The 20,999-nt window shown below is 64.1% G+C and carries 16 protein-coding genes; 3 read left to right on the forward strand and 13 right to left on the reverse strand.

Going from position 1 to position 20,999, the window contains the following annotated elements; all coding sequences use genetic code 11:
- Positions 1 to 4: 4 nt before the first annotated feature.
- Entirely contained in the window at positions 5 to 376 is a 372-nt protein-coding gene (locus SA496_RS23340; protein ID WP_120654264.1) for a thiol-disulfide oxidoreductase DCC family protein, read from the forward strand.
- 5 nt (positions 377 to 381) lie between these two features.
- Positions 382 to 828: a GNAT family N-acetyltransferase gene (locus tag SA496_RS23345; protein WP_120654263.1), complete on the forward strand. Its 447-nt coding sequence runs from the start codon at positions 382 to 384 to the stop codon at positions 826 to 828.
- 65 nt (positions 829 to 893) lie between these two features.
- Here SA496_RS23345 and SA496_RS23350 read toward each other — a convergent pair whose 3' ends face one another.
- The 7 genes from SA496_RS23350 to SA496_RS23380 all read right to left on the reverse strand — a co-directional run bounded on the left by SA496_RS23350 (position 894) and on the right by SA496_RS23380 (position 13,940).
- Positions 894 to 1,742, reverse strand: a complete 849-nt coding sequence (locus tag SA496_RS23350; protein WP_120654262.1) for a mechanosensitive ion channel family protein — start codon at positions 1,740 to 1,742, stop codon at positions 894 to 896.
- A gap of 188 nt (positions 1,743 to 1,930) precedes the next feature.
- Positions 1,931 to 2,866, reverse strand: coding sequence for a transglutaminase family protein (locus SA496_RS23355; RefSeq protein WP_153918090.1), 936 nt, complete (start codon positions 2,864 to 2,866; stop codon positions 1,931 to 1,933).
- Positions 2,866 to 5,364 (reverse strand): circularly permuted type 2 ATP-grasp protein, encoded by a 2,499-nt coding sequence (locus SA496_RS23360; RefSeq protein ID WP_120654260.1) that lies wholly within the window; start codon positions 5,362 to 5,364, stop codon positions 2,866 to 2,868. The genes SA496_RS23355 and SA496_RS23360 overlap by 1 nt, the downstream gene beginning before the upstream one ends.
- A 98-nt stretch (positions 5,365 to 5,462) precedes the next feature.
- A complete protein-coding gene (locus tag SA496_RS23365) occupies positions 5,463 to 8,750 on the reverse strand; it encodes a transglutaminase family protein (protein ID WP_120654259.1) in 3,288 nt (1,095 codons plus the stop codon).
- Between the two features lie 385 nt (positions 8,751 to 9,135).
- Positions 9,136 to 10,245 carry an SO2930 family diheme c-type cytochrome gene (locus SA496_RS23370; protein ID WP_120654258.1) on the reverse strand — a complete coding sequence of 370 codons (1,110 nt, stop codon included), beginning with the start codon at positions 10,243 to 10,245 and terminating at the stop codon, positions 9,136 to 9,138.
- The gene (locus SA496_RS23375) at positions 10,242 to 11,471 is read right to left on the reverse strand and encodes a parallel beta-helix domain-containing protein (RefSeq protein WP_330114545.1); all 1,230 of its coding nucleotides are present in this window, start codon (positions 11,469 to 11,471) and stop codon (positions 10,242 to 10,244) included. The genes SA496_RS23370 and SA496_RS23375 overlap by 4 nt, the downstream gene beginning before the upstream one ends.
- A gap of 183 nt (positions 11,472 to 11,654) precedes the next feature.
- Positions 11,655 to 13,940, reverse strand: a complete 2,286-nt coding sequence (locus tag SA496_RS23380; RefSeq protein ID WP_120654256.1) for a YgiQ family radical SAM protein — start codon at positions 13,938 to 13,940, stop codon at positions 11,655 to 11,657.
- A 211-nt stretch (positions 13,941 to 14,151) separates the two neighbouring features.
- Between SA496_RS23380 and SA496_RS23385 the strand changes: the two genes are divergently transcribed.
- On the forward strand, positions 14,152 to 16,059 hold the full coding sequence (locus SA496_RS23385) for a diguanylate cyclase domain-containing protein (RefSeq protein WP_330114546.1): 1,908 nt from the start codon (positions 14,152 to 14,154) through the stop codon (positions 16,057 to 16,059).
- A 93-nt stretch (positions 16,060 to 16,152) separates the two neighbouring features.
- Here SA496_RS23385 and alr read toward each other — a convergent pair whose 3' ends face one another.
- The 6 genes from alr to rpsF form a co-directional block, all read right to left on the reverse strand.
- Positions 16,153 to 17,229 (reverse strand): alanine racemase, encoded by a 1,077-nt coding sequence (alr, locus tag SA496_RS23390; protein WP_330114547.1) that lies wholly within the window; start codon positions 17,227 to 17,229, stop codon positions 16,153 to 16,155.
- Between the two features lie 71 nt (positions 17,230 to 17,300).
- Positions 17,301 to 18,695 (reverse strand): replicative DNA helicase, encoded by a 1,395-nt coding sequence (gene dnaB / locus SA496_RS23395; RefSeq protein WP_120654253.1) that lies wholly within the window; start codon positions 18,693 to 18,695, stop codon positions 17,301 to 17,303.
- Positions 18,696 to 18,808: 113 nt separating this feature from the next.
- A complete protein-coding gene (gene rplI, locus SA496_RS23400) occupies positions 18,809 to 19,255 on the reverse strand; it encodes a 50S ribosomal protein L9 (protein WP_120654252.1) in 447 nt (148 codons plus the stop codon).
- Between the two features lie 21 nt (positions 19,256 to 19,276).
- Positions 19,277 to 20,170 carry a hypothetical protein gene (locus tag SA496_RS23405; protein WP_120654251.1) on the reverse strand — a complete coding sequence of 298 codons (894 nt, stop codon included), beginning with the start codon at positions 20,168 to 20,170 and terminating at the stop codon, positions 19,277 to 19,279.
- A gap of 36 nt (positions 20,171 to 20,206) precedes the next feature.
- On the reverse strand, positions 20,207 to 20,437 hold the full coding sequence (gene rpsR, locus SA496_RS23410; protein WP_016495030.1) for a 30S ribosomal protein S18: 231 nt from the start codon (positions 20,435 to 20,437) through the stop codon (positions 20,207 to 20,209).
- 28 nt (positions 20,438 to 20,465) lie between these two features.
- On the reverse strand, positions 20,466 to 20,873 hold the full coding sequence (gene rpsF, locus SA496_RS23415) for a 30S ribosomal protein S6 (RefSeq protein WP_120654250.1): 408 nt from the start codon (positions 20,871 to 20,873) through the stop codon (positions 20,466 to 20,468).
- Positions 20,874 to 20,999: the final 126 nt, after the last annotated feature.

The following is a 20,999-nucleotide window of genomic DNA, read 5'->3' on the forward strand; positions in this document are numbered from 1 at the left end:
GCCCATGGAAGGCGAAGAGCGGATCAAGGTCTACTTCAACAGCGCGTGCCCGGTGTGCAAGGCCGGAATCGAAGGCCAGAAAGGCAAGACCACCGCCTGCCAGGTGGAATGGGCCGATGTCCATCAGGACAACAGTTCAGTGGACGAAATCGGCGAAAACCTCGAATACGTCCGCGAGCGCCTGCACCTTGTGGACGAGCAGGGCATCAAGCGCATGGGCGTGGATGCCTTCATCGTGCTCTGGCGCCACTCGCCAGGGGAACGCTGGAAAGCCCGACTGTTCTCCCTGCCGTTGATCCACGGCCTTGCACAGCTCGCCTACAAGATATTCGCCCGCCTGCTCTACAGATGGAACCGGGCCAAACATCACTGGTGACATGGATGGTTATCGCAGTCGAAACCCTGAACACCCTTTCCCCGGCCGACCGCCAGCGACTGGTCGAAATCTGGGAAGACGCTGTGCGCGCCACCCATGACTTTCTCACCGAGGACGACATCCAGTTCTTCAAGCCACTGGTGCGCGACGCCTACCTGGACTCGGTACAGCTGGCCTGTCTGCGCAGTGCCGACGGACAGATCGCCGGCTTCATTGGCAGCGTCGGGGACAGGGTGGAAATGCTCTTCGTCGATCCAGCCCGGCATGGCCGGGGCATTGGCCGCGCACTGATGGAGCGCGCGATGGCGCTGGGCGCACGCAGCGTCGACGTGAACGAACAGAACCCGCAGGCCGTGGGTTTCTATCTGCGCCTGGGTTTCGTGCAGTACGACCGCTCGGAAGTGGATGGTTCGGGTAAGCCGTTCCCGATCCTGCACCTGCGCAAGGACTGATTCCGGCCCATCTGACTAGCCTCACCCCAACCCTCTCCCAAAGGGAGAGGGGGGGCAGTAAGTGGTTATCCCTGCGGCTGCTGGACGATGATGGTCTGCGCCGGCATTGGTGCAGGGAAGTCCGTGCCCAGGGCCTCCTTGATGGTGCGGTTGGTATCGAAATACACCTGCCAGTAGTTGTCGTTGTGGCAATAAGGCCGCACCGCCAGTACCGGCCCCACCAGGTTGAACTCGAGGATTTCCACATCCACCGGAGGCTCGGTGAGCACATTGGGGATGGCAGCGATGCGCGCCTTGAGAACGGCTGCGGCAGCTTGCCAATCGGCAGCACCGGAGAGCTGGGCTTTCAGCTCCACCCGGCGGAACTCGTTGTGGCTGAAGTTCTGGATGTTGTCGCTGAAGATCTTGTTGTTGCCCACCAGGGTCATCACGTTGTCCGGGGTGTTGATCGCGGTTGCGAACAGACCGATCTCCTTCACCGTGCCGGTCACACCGCCTGCGCTGATCATGTCGCCCACCTTGAACGGCCGCAGGACGATGATGAAACCGCCTGCTGCCAGATTGGCCAGCAGCCCCGACCAGGCCATGCCGATGGCCAGGCCGACCGCCGCAATCAATGCCGCGAGGCTGGTGGTCTGTATGCCGAAGAAGCCGAGGATGCCCACCACCAGGAGGACGTTCAGGGTGACGGTGATGAACGAGCCGACATAGCGCAGCACCGTCGGGTCCACTTTCTGTCGTTCCAGGGAGCGCTGGACCAGGCCAACCGCAAAACCGATGAGCCAGCGACCGACCACCCAGAAGGCGATGGCCGCGAGAATCTTGACGCCGAAGGTAGTGGCGTACTGCATGACCGTGGTCATAAACGCGCTGACCTTCTCGGTCCCCACATTGACGATGGTTGTTTCATCCATGGCAAAGCACCTTGCAGGAGAGAAGTGGCTCCGAAAAAGCTAGCACGGCGCCGGCAAAGTGCTCGCCCGGCACAGTCCCGCAGGTTGGGTCGGGCGGCGTTCCGCAGAGGTAGGAAACCCAACAATGCGCTGCCTGAGATGGAGCACTACGTTGGGCCTCGCGGGGCTCGGACCAACCTAGGCGGGTTTCAGACGGCCATTTCCCAAAGGGGCATGACGGTGACCCGTACTTCGGGGTCGTGGCTGCCACCGCCGAGGATGACACCGCGCAAGGGCGAGACATCGGAGAAGTCGCGGCCCCATGCCAGGGTGATGTGCTCCAGGTTGGGCAGGATGTTGTTGGTGGGGTCGAAGTCCACCCAGCCATTGCGCGGGCAGTAGACCGATACCCAGGCGTGCGAGGCGTCTGCGCCGATCAGGCGGGGCTGGCCGGGCGGCGGCTGGGTTAGCAGGTAGCCACTGACGTAGCGCGCCGCCAGCCCACGGGAGCGCAGGCAGGCCAGCATCAGGTGCGCGAAGTCCTGGCAAACCCCGCGACGGCGCTCCAGCACCTCGGTCAGCGGCGTCGCCACCTGGGTCGCTTCGGCATCGAAGGCGAATTCGCTGAAGATCTTCTCCATCAGCGCCGCCGTGCCCTGCAGCAAGGGTCGCCCAGCCGGAAAACAGCCCGCAGCGAACTCGGCGAATTGACGCTTGATGCGCACATAGGGCGACTCGACGCGATAGCGGCAGGCATCCAGCTCGATGGGCGACAGGGCGCGGCCGGTGAAGCTTAGAGCGGCCGGCACATGCTCCCAGGCCGGCGAGGCGGCAAGGTCCAGCGGCGCGTGGGGCAGGACTTCGATCTGCAGGCGGGCATTGACCTGCAGTTCGTCATGGGGCCGCTCGAAGGCCAGGCGCGTCAGCGGGTTGCCGAAAACGTCAGTGAGGTCTTGGCGCAGTGTGGGCTCGGGGGCGATCAGCAGCTGCTGCCCGCCGCACAGCTGCCAGGCGCAATCTCGCGGCCAGAGATGCAGCAGCTGCTGGGACAGCGACACCGGCGCCGAATAGCGGTAGTGGGTGTCGTGGAACACCTGGTAGCGGGCGCTCTGCACGGGGGCGATGGATTGGGCTTGTGCGCGCATCAGGTGGATACCGTTTGCTGGCTGACGTCGTCGACGTGGGCAAAATAGCGCAATCCGAGACGATCGGAGACCTGTCCGACGTTCTGTGCGATGTCCCGCAGCAGTCCCGCCAGGCCGGCCAGCACCTCGGCCAGGCTTTCGCTGCCGAACAGAGGGTCTTCGAGGGTGGCCAGGTCGAAAGCCAACAGGCGCCCGATCAACCCGCTCAGCACCAGTTCCTGTGGCGCACCGAACTCCTGGTGCAAGCGCCCGAGGGAACGTTCCAGCGCCTGCAGCTGGAAGCGCAGGGCATGGGGATTCTGGTCATGCAGCAGGAGCAGGTCGAGCACCGGGATCAACTGCGGCGATGCCAGGTAGCGCGAACGGTAGGTGATGGTGCTGTTGCCCAGCTCCAGCAACCACTCCAGGGCGCCCTGGTCCCAGGAAGCGCCTCCTTCGAGGAAGCCGGCAATGGCGTCGGCGTAGAACTGCACCCGCTCGATACGCCTGCCGATCATCAGGAAGCGCCAGCCATCGTCACGGGTCATGTCGTCCAGGGCGAAGCCGGACAGCGCCGCCAGGGACATCAGCAGGCGATTGAGGAACTCCATTGCCTCGCCGAGATCGGTACGTTTCGGGTCCAGGGCCTGTGCCTCGCGGTGCAGCTCCAGCACCGCGTGCCAGTTCTCCCGCGACAACCGGCCACGCACCTGAGCCGCGGCCCAGTGCAGGCGGCGCAGGTTCGCACTGACGCTGCTCGGCCATTCGTCGTCCAGCAGAGCCGCCAGCAGGCGCTGCTCCAGGGGCTCCTTGCCGACAGGCACGAGGCCGATGGCGCCGGCCAGTTGTAGTGCCGAGCGCAATGCCTGCTCGTCGCCGTCGGCGTCCACATAGCGCGACAGCACCACCCGCAACAGCCGCGCGCCATCGTCGCAGCGCTCGCCGTAGCGGCCGAACCAGTAGAGGTTCTCCACCACCCGCGACGGCAGATAGGGGTCCTGACGGATCAGGTCGCGCGCGCCGATGGTGCGTGGCCGCAACGGCTCGCCCACCACTGGCAGGTCGGCCAGCACCCAGGTGTCCTTGCTGGCACCGCCGCGCTGCATGGATACCACTTCGGCATCGGCCTCCGAGGCCACCCGCGTCAACCCTCCAGGCATCACCCAGTAGCTACCGTCTGCGCCTGCCACGGCGAACACGCGCATACCGATGGCCCGCGAGTGCAGCTCGCCACCTTCTTCATCGCCCTGCCAGACCGGAGCCTGGGAAAGCTGCGCCATGCGCTGGGCGACATAGGCGTGGGGATGGGCCTGCAGGCGCTTGCGCAACGCCAGTAGCGCACCGTCTTCTAGCGCGTGGCCGAACAGCGGTTCGAAGCTCTGGCTGGGAAAGGCCGGCTTGATCACCAATCCAGCCAGGCCGTCCGGGGACTTGCTCAGCACCTGCCCCTGGCCGCACCACCAGGTGCCGACGGTTGGCAGCAGCAGCTCCTCGCCGAGCAGGCGCTGGCTGACTTTCGGGAGGAAGCCCAGCAAACCCGGAGACTCCAGCACGCCACTGCCCAGGGCATTGGCCACCAGCACCCGCCCCTGGCGAACCGCATCCAGCAGGCCCGGCACCCCAAGGGCCGAATCAGTGCGCAGTTCCAGCGGATCGCAGTAGTCGTCGTCGAGGCGGCGCAACACGGCGTGAACGCGCTTCAGGCCGCCGAGCGTCTTGAGGTAGAGGGTGGCGTCGCGCACCGTCAGGTCGTGACCCTCCACCAACGGGAAACCAAGCTGGCGGGCCAGGTAGAGGTGTTCGAAATAGGTCTCATTGAAGCGCCCCGGGGTGAGCAGTACCACGAGCGGCGTCTCCCCATCGCTGGGCGCCTGGCGGATCAAGGTTTCTTGCAGGGTGCGGAAGTAGCCGGCGAGGTATTGCACGCGCAGGTCGCGATAAAGCTCCGGCAGTGCACGGGACACGATTTGCCGGTTTTCCAGCGCGTAGCCGGCACCGGACGGCGCCTGGGTGCGATCGGCCAGCACATGCCAGCGGCCATCGGCATCCCGGGCGAGGTCCACCGCATAGCTGTGCAGGAATATGCCGCCAGGCGGCTGCACACCCTGACAGGGCCAGAGGAAGTTGGGATGGCCATAGACCAGCTCGCTGGGCAACAGCCCTTCGGCCAGCAGGTGCTGCCCGCCGTAGAGGTCAGCGAGCACGGCATTGAGCAAGCGCGCACGCTGGGCCACGCCTGCGGCGATGGGCTGCCATTCCTCGGCCGAGAGCAGGTTGGGCAACAGGTCCAGCTCCCATGGGCGGTCGGTGCCCTTGGGATCGGCGTACACGTTGTAGGTGACGCCGTTCTCCTGGATCTGCCGCGCCAGCAGTTCCTGGCGCTGCTGCATCTGCGCCGGACTGCTGCGCTCGATCTGCTGGAAAAGGCGTTGCCAATGGGGACGCACCTGGCCCTCGGCATCCAGCAGTTCGTGGTAGGCCGTGGCGGTCAGGGGATAGTTGGCTAGCAGCTCGGACATCAAGGGACTCGGCAGATGGGCGGCAGTGAAACTTTAGCGGACAGCGCGACGCCCGGCCGCTGTACCGTCGGCCGGGGCGACGCACATACCGCCTGAAACTAAGGGCGGCGCAAATCCAGGGTCATCGGCAGTTCGTCATCGAGCACAGGTTGGCCGACCTGCAGCTTGCCTGGTGTATGTCCGTGACGGAAGAAGCGCACAAGGCGCCGGCTTTCGGCCTCGTAGGCGTTCACCGGGAAGCTGTCGTAGCTGCGCCCACCCGGATGGGCAACATGGTACTGGCAGCCGCCCAGGGAGCGCTGCATCCAGGTATCCACCAGATCGAACACCAGGGGCACCTGCACACCGATGGTCGGTTGCAGGCAGGCGGCAGGCTGCCACGCGCGGTAGCGCACGCCGGCGACGAACTCACCGCCCCGCCCGGTGGGCCGCAGCGGTACCGGCTCACCATTGCAGGTCAGCACGTAGCGATCCGGCGCCATGCCGCTGACCTTGACCTGCACCCGCTCCAGTGACGAATCCACATAGCGCACGGTGCTGCCGGCGGAGCCCTCCTCGCCCAGTACGTGCCAGGGCTCCAGCGCCTGGCGCAGCTCGAGGTCGATCCCCTTGACCTGGTAGTCGCCGTACTTGGGGAAGCGGAACTCGAAGTGCGGGGCGAACCATTCGCTGCGCAGTGGATAGCCGGCGGCGTTGAACTCGTGGACCACGTCCTCGAAATCCTGCTGGACAAAGTGCGGCAGCAGGAAGCGGTCATGCAGCTCAGTGCCCCAGCGCACCAGCTTCGGTGGCTGATAAGGATCGTTCCAGAAACGCGCCACCATCCCGCGCAACAGCAGCTGCTGAGCCAGGCTCATACGCGCATGGGGCGGCATTTCGAAGGCACGCAGCTCCAGCAGGCCCAAGCGTCCGCTGCTGCTGTCCGGCGAATAGAGCTTGTCGATGCAGAATTCCGCGCGGTGTGTATTGCCGGAGACATCCACCAACAGATTGCGCAGCAGCCGGTCCACCAGCCAGGGCGGGCAGTCGGTTCCGGGCTGGGGCATCTGGGCGAAGGCGATTTCCAGTTCGTAGAGGGCGTCGTTGCGTGCCTCGTCCACTCGCGGCGCCTGCGAGGTCGGGCCGATGAACAGGCCGGAGAACAGGTAGGACAGCGAAGGGTGGTTGTGCCAGTAGCTGATCAGGCTGCGCAGCAGGTCCGGACGGCGCAGGAAGGGAGAATCCGCTGGCGTGGCGCCACCGAGGACGAAGTGGTTGCCACCGCCGGTGCCGACGTGGCGTCCATCGACCATGAACTTCTCACTGGACAACCGGCTCTGGCGGGCCGCCTCGTAGAGGAATTCGGTGCGTTCCACCAGCTCGTCCCAGTTGGCCGAGGGGTGGATATTCACTTCGATCACGCCCGGATCGGGGGTGACGCGGAAGTTGGTCAGGCGTGGGTCGCCGGGTGGCTCGTAGCCTTCCAGCAGCACCGGGCAATTCAGCTCACCGGCCGTGGCTTCGATGGCGGCCACCAGCTCCAGGTAGGACTCCAGCTCGGAAAGCGGTGGCATGAACAGGTAGAGACGACCTTCGCGGGGTTCGGCGCAAAGGGCGGTGCGAGTGATGCCAGCGGCGGACTGATGCAGGTGCGGTTCGCGAGCGTCGCCATGGGCAGCCGACACGTCGTCACGCAATTGCTGGCGGATCAGCGCGGCGCGGCGCAGCGGCGGGAACTGCTGGCCGGGATCGGCCGGATTCACGTAGGGATAGTCCGCCTCGCTGACCCAGGGCTGGGAATCCAGCGGCAGGCGATAGCCCATGGCGGAATCGCCGGGAATCAGGCGGCAGTGCTCGTCGCGCAGGAACCAGCGGCCACTTTCCCAGGCATCTCCGGCGGCGCTCCGCGCCAGCGGCAGCACTTGCCCGACGACTTCACCCAGGCCGCGTTCGAACACCCGGCGCAGACGCTCGCGCTCCAGCGGGTCGGCCAAGCGGGAATCTTCCGGGGTGACGTTGCCGGGCAGCTTACGCTCGCGCCAGAGGTAGTAGAACCAGTCCTCGAAGGCCGGGAACTGGTTGTCTCCCGACACGCCCAACCGATTGGCTACCCGACGGAGGAATCGAGCCGCGATATGGGCATCTGCGCCATAGTCGCGGCTTTCATCGGCGTAGAGCGTCGGGTTCTGCCAGATGGGCTCGCCGTCCTTGCGCCAGAAGCAGTTCAGCGACCAGCGCGGTAGTTGCTCGCCGGGGTACCACTTCCCCTGGCCGAAGTGCACCAGGCCGCTCGGCGCATAGTGCCTGCGCAGGCGGTGGAACAGTTCGGCGGCCAGGCGGCGCTTGTTGGTCCCCAGTGCAGCCGTGTTCCACTCCGGATCGTCGGGGTAGTCGATGGCGATGAAGGTGGGCTCGCCGCCCATGGTCAGGCGCACGTCGCCCGCGGCGAGGTCGGCGTCGATGCGCGCGCCAAGCTCACGGATGGACTGCCACTGTTCATCGCTGTAGGGCTTGGTCACCCGAGGCGCTTCCCAGACCCGTTCGATGCGCATGTCGTGGGAAAACTCGCACTCGCACTCATCCACGCCACCGCTGATTGGCGCTGCGGAGGTCGGCTCCGGGCTGCAGGCCAGCGGTATATGGCCTTCACCAGCGAACAAGCCAGAGGTGGGGTCCAGGCCGACCCAGCCGGCACCCGGTAGGTAAACCTCGCACCAGGCGTGCAGGTCGGTGAAGTCGACCTCCGTACCGCTTGGGCCGTCGAGGGACTTCTGGTCGGCGGTGAGCTGGATCAGGTAGCCGGAGACGAAGCGTGCGGCCAGGCCCAGGTGGCGCAGCAGCTGCACCAGCAGCCAGGCGGAATCGCGACAGGAGCCGGAAGCCTTCGCCAGGCTTTCCTCCGGCGCCTGCACCCCCGGCTCCATGCGGATCAGGTAGCGGATGTCCCTGGAAAGCTGCTGGTTGATCGCCACCAGGAAGTCGACACTGCCCTTCGGGGTGAGATCGATGCGTGCCAGGTAGTCAGCGAATAGCGGGGTGGCGGGCAGGCAACTGAGGTAGGGCGCCAGCTCACGCCGGTCATCGGCCGTGTAGCTGAAGGGAATCTGCTCGGCGTAGGGCTCAAGGAAGAAGTCGAAGGGATTGAACACCGCCATTTCGGCGACCAGGTCCACTTCCACTTTCAGTTCGCGGGTCTTTTCCGGGAACACCAGGCGCGCCAGGTAGTTGCCCTGGGGGTCTTGCTGCCAGTTGATGAAATGCTTGCCCGGCGCCACTTTCAACGAATAGCCGAGGATGCGCGAGCGGCTGTGGGGCGCCGGCCGCAAGCGGATGATCTGCGGGCCGAGATTGACCGCACGATCGTAGCGATAGTGGGTGACGTGATGCAGTGCGACATGAATCGACACGGCGTGCCTCCTGCGAGCCTGGGCGATAGCGGGAGTCGCGCAAGACTTGTGCCAGCCCCCGAACCAACGGTTTTCGGCCCTTCCGAGCACCGGAAAAGGGCCACCTTCGCACCTGGATGACCCGGCCGCACAAAAATGGTTCGCGGCGGGCCAACAGGTGAGATTCAAGCCTAGCGGCCGAAGATGAAGGAGAAGGGAATTCGCATCAGACTGCTTAGGCCGATTGGGTATAAGCGACTACATCCAGGTGAACGCGGCTACATGCTCTTTGTAGGGGCGAATTCATTCGCCAAGGGCGGCGCAGCTGCCTCCAATCGGCACCCACGGGCAGCCCTTCGGACTGCTTGGCGAATGAGCTCCCCCCTACAGGGGAAAACGCCCCCGCTCAGCACCCTCCCGGTAAACCGGCTATCCAGCGCCTCAGCAGCTCCACCCCTTCCCCATGGGCAGTGGAACGTCCCAGCTCCGGCATCATCACGCTGGGGTCGGTGCTCTCGACACGGTAGATCAGCACCGAGGCGTCCGGCTGGCCAGGGTGGATATCCACCAGTCGGTCGCCAGAGCCTTTGCCGGCCGCGACAGGCTGCTTGCAGAGCCCATAGGGAATGCCGAGCGGTGTGGCGGGATCGAGGTAGAGGCCAGAAGTGCGCGCCGGCCCCTTGGGGTTATGGCAGTGGGCGCAATTGATATCGAGGTAGCTGCGCGCCTGCCTCTCCAGGTCCTCCCCTTCACGGGGAGCGCTGGCCAGGGCATTGCGCGGAATGCTCTCCGACGCTGGCAGTCCCTGGAGCAAGCCCTTGCGCTGCCAGTGTTGCAGCTGGTTTTCCACAGCCTCCGGATAGGCCAGGTCGCGATTCAGATGGCGCGCTTTCGGTCCCAGGGGCCGCAGGCCTTCACCGTGGTTTTCCTCATGACAGCCGGCGCACTGGTTGGCGTCGGGAACCTGGTAGTCCACCTGCAGTGAACCGCCCTGCTCATCGCGCAGTTCAAGCGCAGTGCTGGCACCGGCCCACTCCAGGTTCGCCTCCCTCTGCGCCTCATCCCAGACATAGGGGAGCGCTACCCAACCCTGCTGCTGGCGCAGCAAAACACGGGTTTCCACCAGCCACACCGTGGCCAGGTCCAGCCCCTTGACCGGATCGCGATCATCGCGGGTGTTCTTCAGCAGGCGGCCCTGCTCATCCTTCGGGTAGTAGAACGTCTTGGTCAGCACCGTGCCGACGGGGAATTCGAGATGCTGCTCGCCATAGCGGGCGGCCTGGCCCGGCGGCAGCCATAAGGTGCGCAACTTGTGGGCGTAGTCGCTGAACAGCGGCGTATTCAGGTCGTAGGCCAGCGCCTCTGCTGCGGGCTGCAGCTGGCCATCGGCGCGTTGCAGCATGCCCCAGCCACTGAGCTTTTCCGGGTAGCTCTCGCCGTCGGGCAGGTAAAGCGGCTCCTGCTGCTGGCCACAGCCGGACAGCAGCAGGAACGCCAGACACAGCGCTGCCCTCATGCCCCCTGCCCCGCCGCGGCGAGGATCACTTCCGGCAGCGGTGGCAGCGTGCAGCGGTGGTTGGCCATGTCGGTGCTGATGTTTTTGAAGTTGTTGGGCCCGTCGACGTTGACCAGGGTTGCTGCGCCGTTGTCGACGCAGATGCCCAACTCCACCGGCAACTTGCCATCCACCAGCCGCGCCGGGTTCACGTAACCGTCCCAGAGGATGTCTGGCAGGCGGCCATTGAGACCGAACTTGGCGACCTTGAGGGCTTTCAGTTCGAGGTGGTCGGGGCTGTCGCCGCCGGGCCCGAAGCGATTGCCGTGGATAGCGATGCGCTCCGGGTAGGGGTCGAAGTCGCTGGTGGTAGAGAGGTCGCTGTAGCCGGTGCTGAAGTAGCTGCTGACGATGACGTTGGCGGTGCGATGGTTGCCGATGTCGTTGTCGAAGATTTCCACATCGTCGTTGGAGTTGATTACCACGCCGGAGCCAGCGGGCACGCTGGCCACCGGTGTGCCCTTGTGGCCGAAGTTGTCGTGGTTGTTGCCCTCGACCTGGTTGCGATAGATGCGCGTGCCATGCCCAGGCTGCTGAAGGTTGGGCATGTTGAACACCAGGATGCCGCCGGTATTGCCCGTGGCGACGTTGTCATAGACGTCGGCACCAATGGTGTTCTCGATCTCGATGCCGGCGACATTACGTTCGGCGCGGCTATTGCGTACCACCACGTTGCGCGATTGACCGACGTAGATGCCGGCATCCGATGCGCCGATGGCAACCACGCCTTCGATCAGGGTGTTTTCGGTCTGCACCGGGTAGATGCCGTAGGCGCCATTCTCGGTGGCCGGGCCGTTGGTCCACTCGGTGCGAACATTGCGAATGACGATGTTCCTGCCACCGACCACCTTGAGGGCGTCACCCTTGCTGTCCTCCAGTGCGAGGTCTTCGATGGTGAAGTCCGAGGCGTCCACCAGCAGCCCTTCGGCACCAGCCTTCTGGCCCTTGAAGCTGAGAATGGTCTTGTCCATTCCGGCCCCCTTGAGCGTCACGCCACTGACCTTGAGGCTCAGGCCACGATCCAGTTGCCATTTGCCGGCGGGAATTTCGATGACGGAGCCGGGTTTGGCCTTGATCAGGCGGGCCTGCAGGTCCCTCTGGAAGTCAGCGTGAGTAACGGGGGAGTCGGCCTGGTCGCCACAGCCGGCGAGCAGGATGGCAAGGGCCAGGAGGGAGAATGGGCGCATGGGCAGTACCGGGTTCTTCTTATGATTTTGGCACTATAGTGCCAAACAATATCTTGTAGGAAGAACCCGACAGACGACGTAGGAGCAAGCTCGCGAACTTCGCGGTAAGGGTCCTCGCGAGCAGAGCTCGCTCCTACAAGGAGCGCAGAGACGAAAACGCCAGCGCGAAGGCTGGCGTTTTCATCAGCGCGGCGCGACTGGCCGCTTGGCGGGCTTCTTCTTGCCACCCTTTTCGGACGCCGCGGCCTTGTTCTCGGCCTGCTTGCGAGCGAAAGCGGCTGCCTTGGCCTGTTCGCGTTTGTCCCAGGGCTTGCTGCCATCGCTGGCGCGGGGCGGCAGGCCGGTGTGCTGGGTGAGCACCTTGCCGACCTTGTTGCTGCCGGCCGGCGTGGAGTTCTTGCGGCGGGCGCTGTGGTACTCGTCCGTGGCCGGCTGGTAGGTCGGGATCAGTTGGTGCTTGCCATTGCCTATCAGGTCGCCACGGCCCATGCGCTCCAGTGCCTCGCGCAGCATCGGCCAGTTCTTCGGATCGTGGTAGCGCAGGAAGGCCTTGTGCAAACGGCGCTGTTCCTCGCTCTTGACGATTTTCACGCCTTCGCTCTTGTACGTGACCTTGCGCAGTGGGTTTTTGCCCGAGTGGTACATGGCGGTAGCACTGGCCATGGGCGACGGGTAGAAGGCCTGCACCTGGTCGGCGCGGAAGCCGTTGCGCTTGAGCCAGAGGGCGAGGTTCATCATGTCCTCGTCCGTGGTGCCGGGGTGGGCGGCGATGAAGTACGGGATGAGGTACTGCTCCTTGCCCGCTTCCTTCGAGTACTTCTCGAACATCTGCTTGAAGCGGTCATAGGAACCGATGCCGGGCTTCATCATCTTGCCCAGCGGCCCTTCCTCGGTGTGTTCCGGGGCGATCTTCAGGTAGCCGCCAACGTGGTGGGTCACCAGTTCCTTGACGTACTCGGGCGACTCCACGGCCAGGTCGTAGCGCAGGCCGGAAGCGATGAGGATCTTCTTCACGCCAGGCAGCGCACGCGCGGATCGATAAAGCTGGATCAGCGCCGAGTGGTCGGTATTGAGGTTTTCGCAGATGCCCGGCCACACGCACGAAGGTTTGCGGCAGTGCTTTTCGATCTCCGGGCTCTTGCAGGCAATCCGGTACATGTTGGCGGTCGGGCCACCCAGGTCGGAGATGACGCCGGTGAAGCCGGGCACCTTGTCACGGATTTCCTCGATCTCGCGAATGATCGACTCTTCCGAGCGGTTCTGGATGATGCGGCCTTCGTGCTCGGTTATGGAGCAGAACGTACAGCCACCGAAGCAGCCGCGCATGATGTTCACCGAGAAGCGGATCATGTCATAGGCCGGGATCTTCTCCTTGCCGTATGCGGGGTGCGGAACGCGGGCGTAGGGCATGCCGAAGACGTAGTCCATTTCCTCGGTCGTCATCGGGATGGGCGGCGCGTTGAACCACACATCCACGTCGCCATGGCGCTGAACCAGCGCGCGGGCGTTGCCGGGGTTGGTCTCCAGGTGCAGCACGCGGTTGGCGTGGGCATAAAGCACCGGGTCGTTGCGTACCTTCTCGAAGGACGGCAGGCGGATCACAGTCTTGTCGCGGGTCAGGCGCGGGTTGGGCAGCAACTGCACCACCTTGGCCTCATTGGGGTCCTCGACCGGGCCCTTCTCCTGCTCAATCGCGCAGGCCTGCAGATCCTGAGTGTTGACGTAGGGGTTGATGATCTTGTCGATCTGGCCCGGGCGGTCGATGCGAGTGGAGTCGATCTCGAACCAGTCCGTCGGCGTGTCACGGCGGATGAAGGCGGTGCCGCGCACATCGGTGATGCTGTCGATGCTTTCACCCCAGGACAGGCGCTGGGCGATTTCCACCACGGCCCGTTCGGCGTTGCCGTAGAGCAGGATATCGGCGGTGGCATCCATGAGGATGGAGCGGCGCACCTTGTCTTGCCAGTAGTCGTAGTGGGCGATGCGGCGCAGGGACGCCTCGATGCCGCCCAGCACAACCGGCACGTGGGTATAGGCTTCCTTGCAACGCTGGCTGTACACCAGGCTTGCACGGTCCGGGCGCTTACCGGCAACGCCACCGGGGGTATAGGCATCGTCGGAGCGGATCTTCCGGTCCGCGGTGTAGCGGTTGATCATGGAGTCCATGTTGCCCGCCGCCACGCCGAAGAACAGGTTCGGCTCACCGAGCTTCATGAAGTCGTCCTTCGAGCGCCAGTCCGGCTGGGCAATAATGCCCACGCGGAAGCCCTGGGCCTCCAGCAGGCGGCCGATGATGGCCATGCCGAAGGACGGGTGGTCGACGTAGGCGTCGCCGGTCACGATGATGATGTCGCAGGAGTCCCAGCCGAGCTGATCCATCTCTTCCCGGCTCATAGGCAGGAAGGGTGCAGGACCGAAACACTCGGCCCAGTACTTCGGATAGTCGAACAGCGGCTTCGCAGCTTGCATATTTTTTGACCAGCGGGCTTTTTTACGGGGCGCGGAATATAGCACAAATTTTGAGCAAATCCGACGCTGACGCTAGGTTTCCTCAAAGCCTGAATGCAAGGCTGTAGGAAATCGCGTACAAAGTGATCACAGATTCTCCGGGTCGCTATACTTCGGCCGACCTACAAACCGCCAGGCCGCAGTAGTAAATAACTTACAAGGAGCGTGTGCGGTGCGACGTCCGATCCTGTCCCTCTTCCTGCTCCTTTGTTGGCTGGGCCTTGGCTTGCCAGCCCAGGCAGCTTTTGAACTGACACCCCAAAGCAGCGGCGCGACGCTCAATGAGGCCATCGACCTGCTGGAAGACCCCGACGGCACGCTGGATATCCGGGATATGGCCAAGCCGGAGGTGCAGCAGCGCTTCGTTCCGGCCGATGGCCGCGCCACCGTAGGCCAGAGCCGCAGCACGTGGTGGGTGCGGGTGCAACTCAGCCGCAGCGGCGATGCCCCTGCGCAATGGTGGCTGGAGAACGCCGGCATCACGGTCTATCGGGTCAGCCTGTTCCTGCCGGACGGCAACGGTGGCTGGAGCAAACGGGAGAGCAGCGAGGTCCTGCCATTCGCCGAGACCCGCGACTATTCCTACCGCCGCATGCTGTTCAAGCTGCCGGAAATTGGTGCCCAGCCCCTGACCCTGTACTTCCGCAGCTACGATCCGGCCGGCAACTCCTTTCCCCTCAAGATCTGGCAGGCGGATGACCTGAAAGAGCTGAAGTCCACCGAAAACCTCGGTTTCGGACTGGTCTACGGGGTCATCCTGGCGCTTTTCCTCTACAACCTGTTCATCCTCGCGGCACTGCGCGACAAGGCCTATCTCTGGTACGTGCTGGCCACCGCCTCGGCGTTGGTGTTCATCCTCAGCATGACCGGCCACGGTTTCCAATACTTCTGGCCGGACCACCCGGTGCCGATCTGGCTGGACCGCATTACCCTGCCCTCGCTCTGGGGCATCTTCGTGATGCGGTTCACCCAGGAGCTGCTCTATACCCGCCGCGGCCTGCGGTGGGCCGATCGCCTGTTCAACGTGGCCTGCGTGCTCTACGCGCTCGCCATCCTGATCAATGTCTTCGGCTACCGCGCCGAGGGCGCCCTGCTGATCGCCATCACGCCCATCGTGACCGTGCCCACTGCGCTGATCAGCGCAGTGGTCCGCTGGCGCCAGGGCTTCATTCCAGCGCGCTTCTACCTGGTCGGCTATGGCACCGTGCTGATCAGCACCGCCGTGCTCGTCATGCGCGCCGCCGGCCTGATCCAGCCGATCAACTTCACCGCCTACATGTTCCCGGTTGCCGTTGCGGCCGAGTCGATCCTGTTCTCCTTCGCCCTGGCCTACCGCATCCAGATGCTCAAGCAAGAGCGCGCCGCAGCCCTCGAACAGGCCGATCGCGAGAAAGCCGCACGCCTCGCGCAAATGCAGGCCAGCGCCGATGAACTGCAGGCAGCGGTCACTACGCGCACCGCAGAGCTGGCGGCCGCCAACCAGCGCCTCAGCGAGCGTGAACGCGCCCTTGAACATGCCGCCTTCCACGATGCCCTGACCGACCTGCCAAACCGCCGATACCTGATCGAGCGCACCGAGTCGGCGCTGGCCAACGCCAAGCGCCATGATGAGCAACTCGCTCTGATGCTGATCGACCTGGACCACTTCAAACCCATCAATGACCGATTCGGTCATGACGCCGGCGACGAGATGCTACGCACCATCGGTCGGCGCCTGCGCGAGCACGTCCGCGGCGGAGATGCGGTAGCGCGCCTGGGCGGTGACGAGTTCGCCGTGCTGATCGGCGGGCCGGATGCCGAGGCCGAGGCCTGCAAACTGGCCCAGCGCCTGCTGGAGGAGCTCGCAGCGCCGATGTGCTACGGCGCCGAAAAGCTTTCGGTGAGCATCAGTATCGGCATCGCGCTCTACCCGCAGCATGCGAGGAATTTCGCTGGGCTCTACCAGACGGCTGACCAGGCGCTGTACAAGGTCAAGGCACGTGGCCGCTCAGGCATGGTGCTGTTCGGCGAAGATGGCGAGTTGTCCCGTGAGACGAGCCTGCAACTGGATGTACTGAAGACGCCCAGCGGATTGCTGTAGCGGAACCGCCTCGCGGCTGCTTCGCGAGCAAGGCACCAACCAGGGCGGCACGCCGCCCTTCACGAATGGATTCGCTCCTGCAAAATTGCGGGATCAGGCCAGGTAACGACGCGGCACGCGCGCGGTGACCTTGGTCAGCAGCTCGTAACCGATGGTGCCGCAGGCCTGGGCTAGCTCATCCACCGAGAGTTGCGCGCCCCAGAGTTCCACCGAGTCACCGACACGTGCATCCGGCAACTCGCTGAGATCCACCGCCAGCATGTCCATGGACACCCGCCCTACCAGAGGCACGCGACGGCCATTGACCACCACCGGCGTGCCGCTAGGCGCGTGACGCGGATAACCGTCGGCATAGCCGCAGCTGACGGTGCCAATGCGCGACGGTCGGGTAGCTTCCCAGGTCGCGCCATAGCCCACGGTTTCCCCGACAGCTATCTCACGGACGGCAATCAGCTGGGCGCTAAGGCTCATGGCAGGTTTCAAGCCCAGTTCGGTGGCGCTGAGGTCCGACAGCGGCGTGGCGCCGTAGAGCATGATGCCGGGACGCAGCCAGTCCATATGGGAGGCGGGCATGGTCAGAATCGCAGCAGAGTTGGCCAGGCTGCGCTGGTCGAAGTCGAGCTCCAACAGGTCGTGGAAGGCTTCCAGCTGAACCTCGTTGAGCGAATGGCCACGCAGGTCGGCGCAGGCGAAATGGCTGATCAGGTTGAGCTCCGCCACTTGGGCGGCAGCACGCAGGCGAGCGTGCCAGTGACGCAGCGCGTCCGGGGTGAACCCCAGGCGGTGCATGCCGGAGTCCAGCTTCAGCCAGACATTCAGCGGCCGCCCGATTGCGGCGGCGAGCAATGCCTCGGCCTGCTCGGGACCTTGCACAACTATGTCCAGCCCGAGCTGGGCGGCGAGGTGATACTCGGCCGGCTCGAAGCAGCCCTCCAGCAACAGCACCCGCGCTTCGTCGTCGAGGGCGCGCACTTCGGCGGCTTCTTCCAGGCAGGCAACAGCAAAGCCATCGGCTTCACCGCGCAGGCTCGCGACCACTTCACGCACGCCATGGCCGTAGGCATTCGCCTTGACCACCGCAAAGGCCTGCCGCCCTGGGGCACAGCGCTTGGCAATGGAGTAGTTGTGGCGAATGGCGGAAAGGTCGATGGCAGCGATCAGCGGGCGCATTGAGACGGGCTCATGAACGAAAACGGGCGCCCATCATACCGCCTGGGCGCCCGCATTCATTGACCTGCAGCTTATTCGTCTTCGAACTGATAGGCCCCCGGCGCGAGGTTCTCGAAGCGAGAATACTTGCCGAGGAAAGCCAGTCGCGCGGTACCCAGCGGGCCGTTACGCTGTTTGCCGATGATGATTTCGGCCACCCCCTTGAACTCGGTCTCGGGGTGGTACACCTCATCCCGGTACACGAACAGGATGATGTCGGCGTCCTGCTCGATCGCACCGGATTCGCGAAGGTCGGAGTTGATCGGGCGTTTGTTCGGACGCTGTTCAAGACCCCGGTTCAGCTGGGACAAGGCGATCACCGGACAGTTGAACTCCTTGGCCAGAGCCTTGAGCGAGCGCGATATCTCGGAGATCTCGTTCACCCGGCTGTCGCCACTGGAACCGGGAATCTGCATCAGCTGCAAGTAGTCGACCATGATCAGGCCAATCTCGCCGTGCTCGCGTGCCAGACGGCGGGTACGGGCGCGCATCTCGGAGGGCGAGATGCCGGCGGTGTCATCAATGAACAGCTTGCGATCATTGAGCAGGTTGACTGCGGAAGTCAGGCGCGGCCAATCGTCATCGTCCAGGCGGCCGGCACGGACTTTGGTCTGGTCGATGCGCCCGAGCGACGCGAGCATACGAATCACGATGGATTCGGAGGGCATCTCCAGCGAATACACCAGGATCGCCTTGTCACTGCGCATCAGGGCGTTTTCCACCAGGTTCATCGCGAAGGTCGTCTTACCCATGGATGGACGGCCGGCGACGATGATCATGTCGGCCGGTTGCAGGCCGCTGGTCAGATTGTCCAGGTCATTGAAACCGGTGGACAGGCCGGTGATGGCATCGCCGTTGTTGAACAGCTCGTCGATGCGGTCGATGGCCTTGACCAGGATGTCATTGATGCCCACCGGGCCGCCGGTCTTGGGCCGCGCTTCGGCGATCTGGAAGATCAGCCGCTCGGCTTCGTCGAGGATCTCTTCGCCGGTCCGCCCCTGAGGCGAATAGGCGCTATCGGCGATGTCCGTGCTGATGCCGATCAGCTGGCGCAGGGTGGCGCGCTCGCGAATGATCTGGGCATAGGCCTTGATGTTGGCCACGGACGGGGTGTTCTTCGCCAGTTCGCCGAGGTAGGCCAGGCCGCCGACCTGTGACAGTTGGCCTTCCTTGTCCAGCTGTTCGGACAGGGTGACCACGTCGAACGGCATGTTGCGTTCGGCCAGCTTGAAGATGGCGCGGAAGATCAGCCGATGATCATGGCGATAGAAGTCGCCGTCGGACACCTGGTCGAGCACACGCTCCCAGGCATTGTTGTCCAGCATCAGGCCCCCGAGGACGGCCTGCTCGGCCTCGATGGAGTGCGGCGGCACCTTGAGAGCAGCGGTTTGCAGGTCGAACTGTTCCGGGACAGTGATTTCGTTCATGGGCTCGGAAAATTCTCGGGCTGGAAAGACATCGGGCACGTCACCGCTTTCGCAATGACGTGCCCGATGTTAGCGAGCTCGCACCTGAGTGCAAGCTCACTTCGACGGCTTGCTTAGCCGGCAACCACGATCAGCTTGACCGCAGCTTCAACGTCGGTGTGCAGGTGCAGAGCAACGTCGTACTCGCCAACTTGGCGAATGGTGCCGTTCGGCAGGCGGACTTCGGCCTTGGCAACCGGAACGCCAGCGGCGGTCAGGGCGTCAGCGATGTCGTGGGTGCCGATGGAACCGAACAGCTTGCCTTCGTCGCCGGCGCTGGCAGTGATGGTCACTTCCAGTTCGGACAGCTGGGCAGCGCGGGCTTCGGCAGCAGCCTTCTTGTCGGCAGCCTGCTTTTCCAGCTCAGCGCGGCGAGCTTCGAACGCCGCAACGTTCGCAGCGGTAGCAGCGGTGGCCTTGCCTTTCGGCAGCAGGAAGTTACGGCCGTAACCGGCCTTTACGTTCACCTTGTCGCCCAGGTTGCCCAGGTTGGCGATTTTTTCCAGCAGGATGACTTCCATTTGGGTCTTACCTCTTAACTTTTAACCTTCACCGTTCGCGGGACCGGCACCATTCTTGCGCGCCTTGCGACCGCGAAAATCAATCAGACTGTCGACGATGGCCAAAACCACCAGCAACGGATAGACCAACTGCATGAACAGCAACAGCGACACGTACAGACCTACCAGCCAGAAACCGGCCAGCCCACCCTGCTTCGCCAGACCATGCACCAGGGCAAGGCCGGCAAAAGCCAGCGGCACGCTGCAGATCGGTGTCAGCATCGCCAGCTCCAGGCCCAGGTTCGGACCCAGCAGCATGGCGGCCAGCAGGCCGAATGCCAGTGCCGGCGGCAGTTTCAGTGCGCGAAACTCGCTGCCGAAACCACCGGGGTTGTACAAGGCTGCCTGCCAGTAGCGGCCGAGCGTCAGGCTCAGCACGCTGACCAGCTGCAGCAGCGCAGCGATCAGGCCGGTCAGGACCGGCGCGACCATGGCTCCGAGACGCGCTCGCTCGTCATCCGCCAATTGCGAATAGACGCCACCCATCACCTGCGGCATGAGCTTCTGCAGCTCACCCGCCATGGCGGCAATGGGTTCGCGGAACACCGCGCCCAGCACCAGGCCGTACAACAGACCAAGCGCCACGCTGATCATCAGCACCCGCGTCCAGGACACGCTGGAACGCAGTACCAAGGCCAACCCCAACGCACCGACCAGCACCATCAAGGTGCGCGGTTCGCCGAAGTACCACCAGCCAAGAGCTGGCAGCAAGGCCCAGGCAATGATGCCGAGAGCATCGTTCACACCACGCCGCAGCAGCACCAGGCAACCTGCGGCTGCGCTCAGCCAGAACATCAGGGGCAGTGCCGCTGCACCCGCCACCACGAGGGTGGCCTGCACACGGCCGCGCATGATGAATTCCGCCAGAGCGCGCATTGCGATCTATCCCTTACCTAGGTCGACCGACCGAGATCAACGGCCGTGGCTGTCGGTGTAGGGCAGCAGGGCCAGGTAGCGGGCGCGCTTGATAGCGGTAGCCAGCTGACGCTGATACTTGGCTTTGGTGCCGGTGATACGGCTCGGAACGATCTTGCCGGTTTCGGAGACGTATGCCTTCAGGGTGTTGAGATCCTTGAAGTCGATCTCTTTCACGCCTTCAGCGGTGAAACGGCAGAACTTACGACGACGGAAGAAACGTGCCATGAACTTGGCTCCTCAATAGATCCGTGGATTACTCGTCAGCGTTGTCGCTGTCTTCGCCTTCGGCGACAGCGTCAGTCTCAACGCGCTCACGGCGCTCACGGCGCTCGTTGCGGTTTTCCTCGGCCTTGAGCATCTCGGACTGGCCAGTGATGGCTTCGTCGCGACGGATGACCAGGTTACGGATGACGGCGTCGTTGTAGCGGAAGTTGTCTTCCAGCTCGGCGAGGGCTTTGCCGCTGCACTCAACGTTCAGCATCACGTAGTGAGCCTTGTGAACGTTGTTGATGGCGTAGGCCAGCTGACGACGGCCCCAGTCTTCCAGGCGGTGAACCTTGCCACCGTCTTCTTCGATGAGCTTGGTGTAGCGCTCAACCATGCCGCCAACCTGCTCGCTCTGGTCCGGGTGAACCAGGAAGATGATTTCGTAATGACGCATAAATGCTCCTTACGGGTTGTAGCCTGCCAACATCGTGGTCAGGCAAGGAGTGAATATCTCGTTTGGGCTTGCCGGGCCGGGGACGTGCGCAAGCCTGCCCCCACGGCAAGGGGCGACATTCTAGAG

This window comes from Pseudomonas sp. JS3066 (assembly GCF_036328175.1).
GTDB lineage: Bacteria > Pseudomonadota > Gammaproteobacteria > Pseudomonadales > Pseudomonadaceae > Metapseudomonas.

What these genes read in the sequence shown, in the direction of transcription:
- SA496_RS23350 (WP_120654262.1), bottom strand. Translation starts at nt 1,742, where the DNA reads ATGGATGAAACAACCATCGTCAATGTGGGGACCGAGAAGGTCAGCGCG.
- SA496_RS23355 (WP_153918090.1), bottom strand. Translation starts at nt 2,866, where the DNA reads ATGCGCGCACAAGCCCAATCCATCGCCCCCGTGCAGAGCGCCCGCTAC.
- SA496_RS23375 (WP_330114545.1), bottom strand. Translation starts at nt 11,471, where the DNA reads ATGCGCCCATTCTCCCTCCTGGCCCTTGCCATCCTGCTCGCCGGCTGT.
- SA496_RS23405 (WP_120654251.1), bottom strand. Translation starts at nt 20,170, where the DNA reads ATGCGCGCTCTGGCGGAATTCATCATGCGCGGCCGTGTGCAGGCCACC.
- SA496_RS23370 (WP_120654258.1), bottom strand. Translation starts at nt 10,245, where the DNA reads ATGAGGGCAGCGCTGTGTCTGGCGTTCCTGCTGCTGTCCGGCTGTGGC.
- rpsF (WP_120654250.1), bottom strand. Translation starts at nt 20,873, where the DNA reads ATGCGTCATTACGAAATCATCTTCCTGGTTCACCCGGACCAGAGCGAG.
- SA496_RS23360 (WP_120654260.1), bottom strand. Translation starts at nt 5,364, where the DNA reads ATGTCCGAGCTGCTAGCCAACTATCCCCTGACCGCCACGGCCTACCAC.
- SA496_RS23380 (WP_120654256.1), bottom strand. Translation starts at nt 13,940, where the DNA reads ATGCAAGCTGCGAAGCCGCTGTTCGACTATCCGAAGTACTGGGCCGAG.
- SA496_RS23340 (WP_120654264.1), top strand. Translation starts at nt 5, where the DNA reads ATGGAAGGCGAAGAGCGGATCAAGGTCTACTTCAACAGCGCGTGCCCG.
- SA496_RS23345 (WP_120654263.1), top strand. Translation starts at nt 382, where the DNA reads ATGGTTATCGCAGTCGAAACCCTGAACACCCTTTCCCCGGCCGACCGC.
- alr (WP_330114547.1), bottom strand. Translation starts at nt 17,229, where the DNA reads ATGCGCCCGCTGATCGCTGCCATCGACCTTTCCGCCATTCGCCACAAC.
- rpsR (WP_016495030.1), bottom strand. Translation starts at nt 20,437, where the DNA reads ATGGCACGTTTCTTCCGTCGTCGTAAGTTCTGCCGTTTCACCGCTGAA.
- dnaB (WP_120654253.1), bottom strand. Translation starts at nt 18,695, where the DNA reads ATGAACGAAATCACTGTCCCGGAACAGTTCGACCTGCAAACCGCTGCT.
- rplI (WP_120654252.1), bottom strand. Translation starts at nt 19,255, where the DNA reads ATGGAAGTCATCCTGCTGGAAAAAATCGCCAACCTGGGCAACCTGGGC.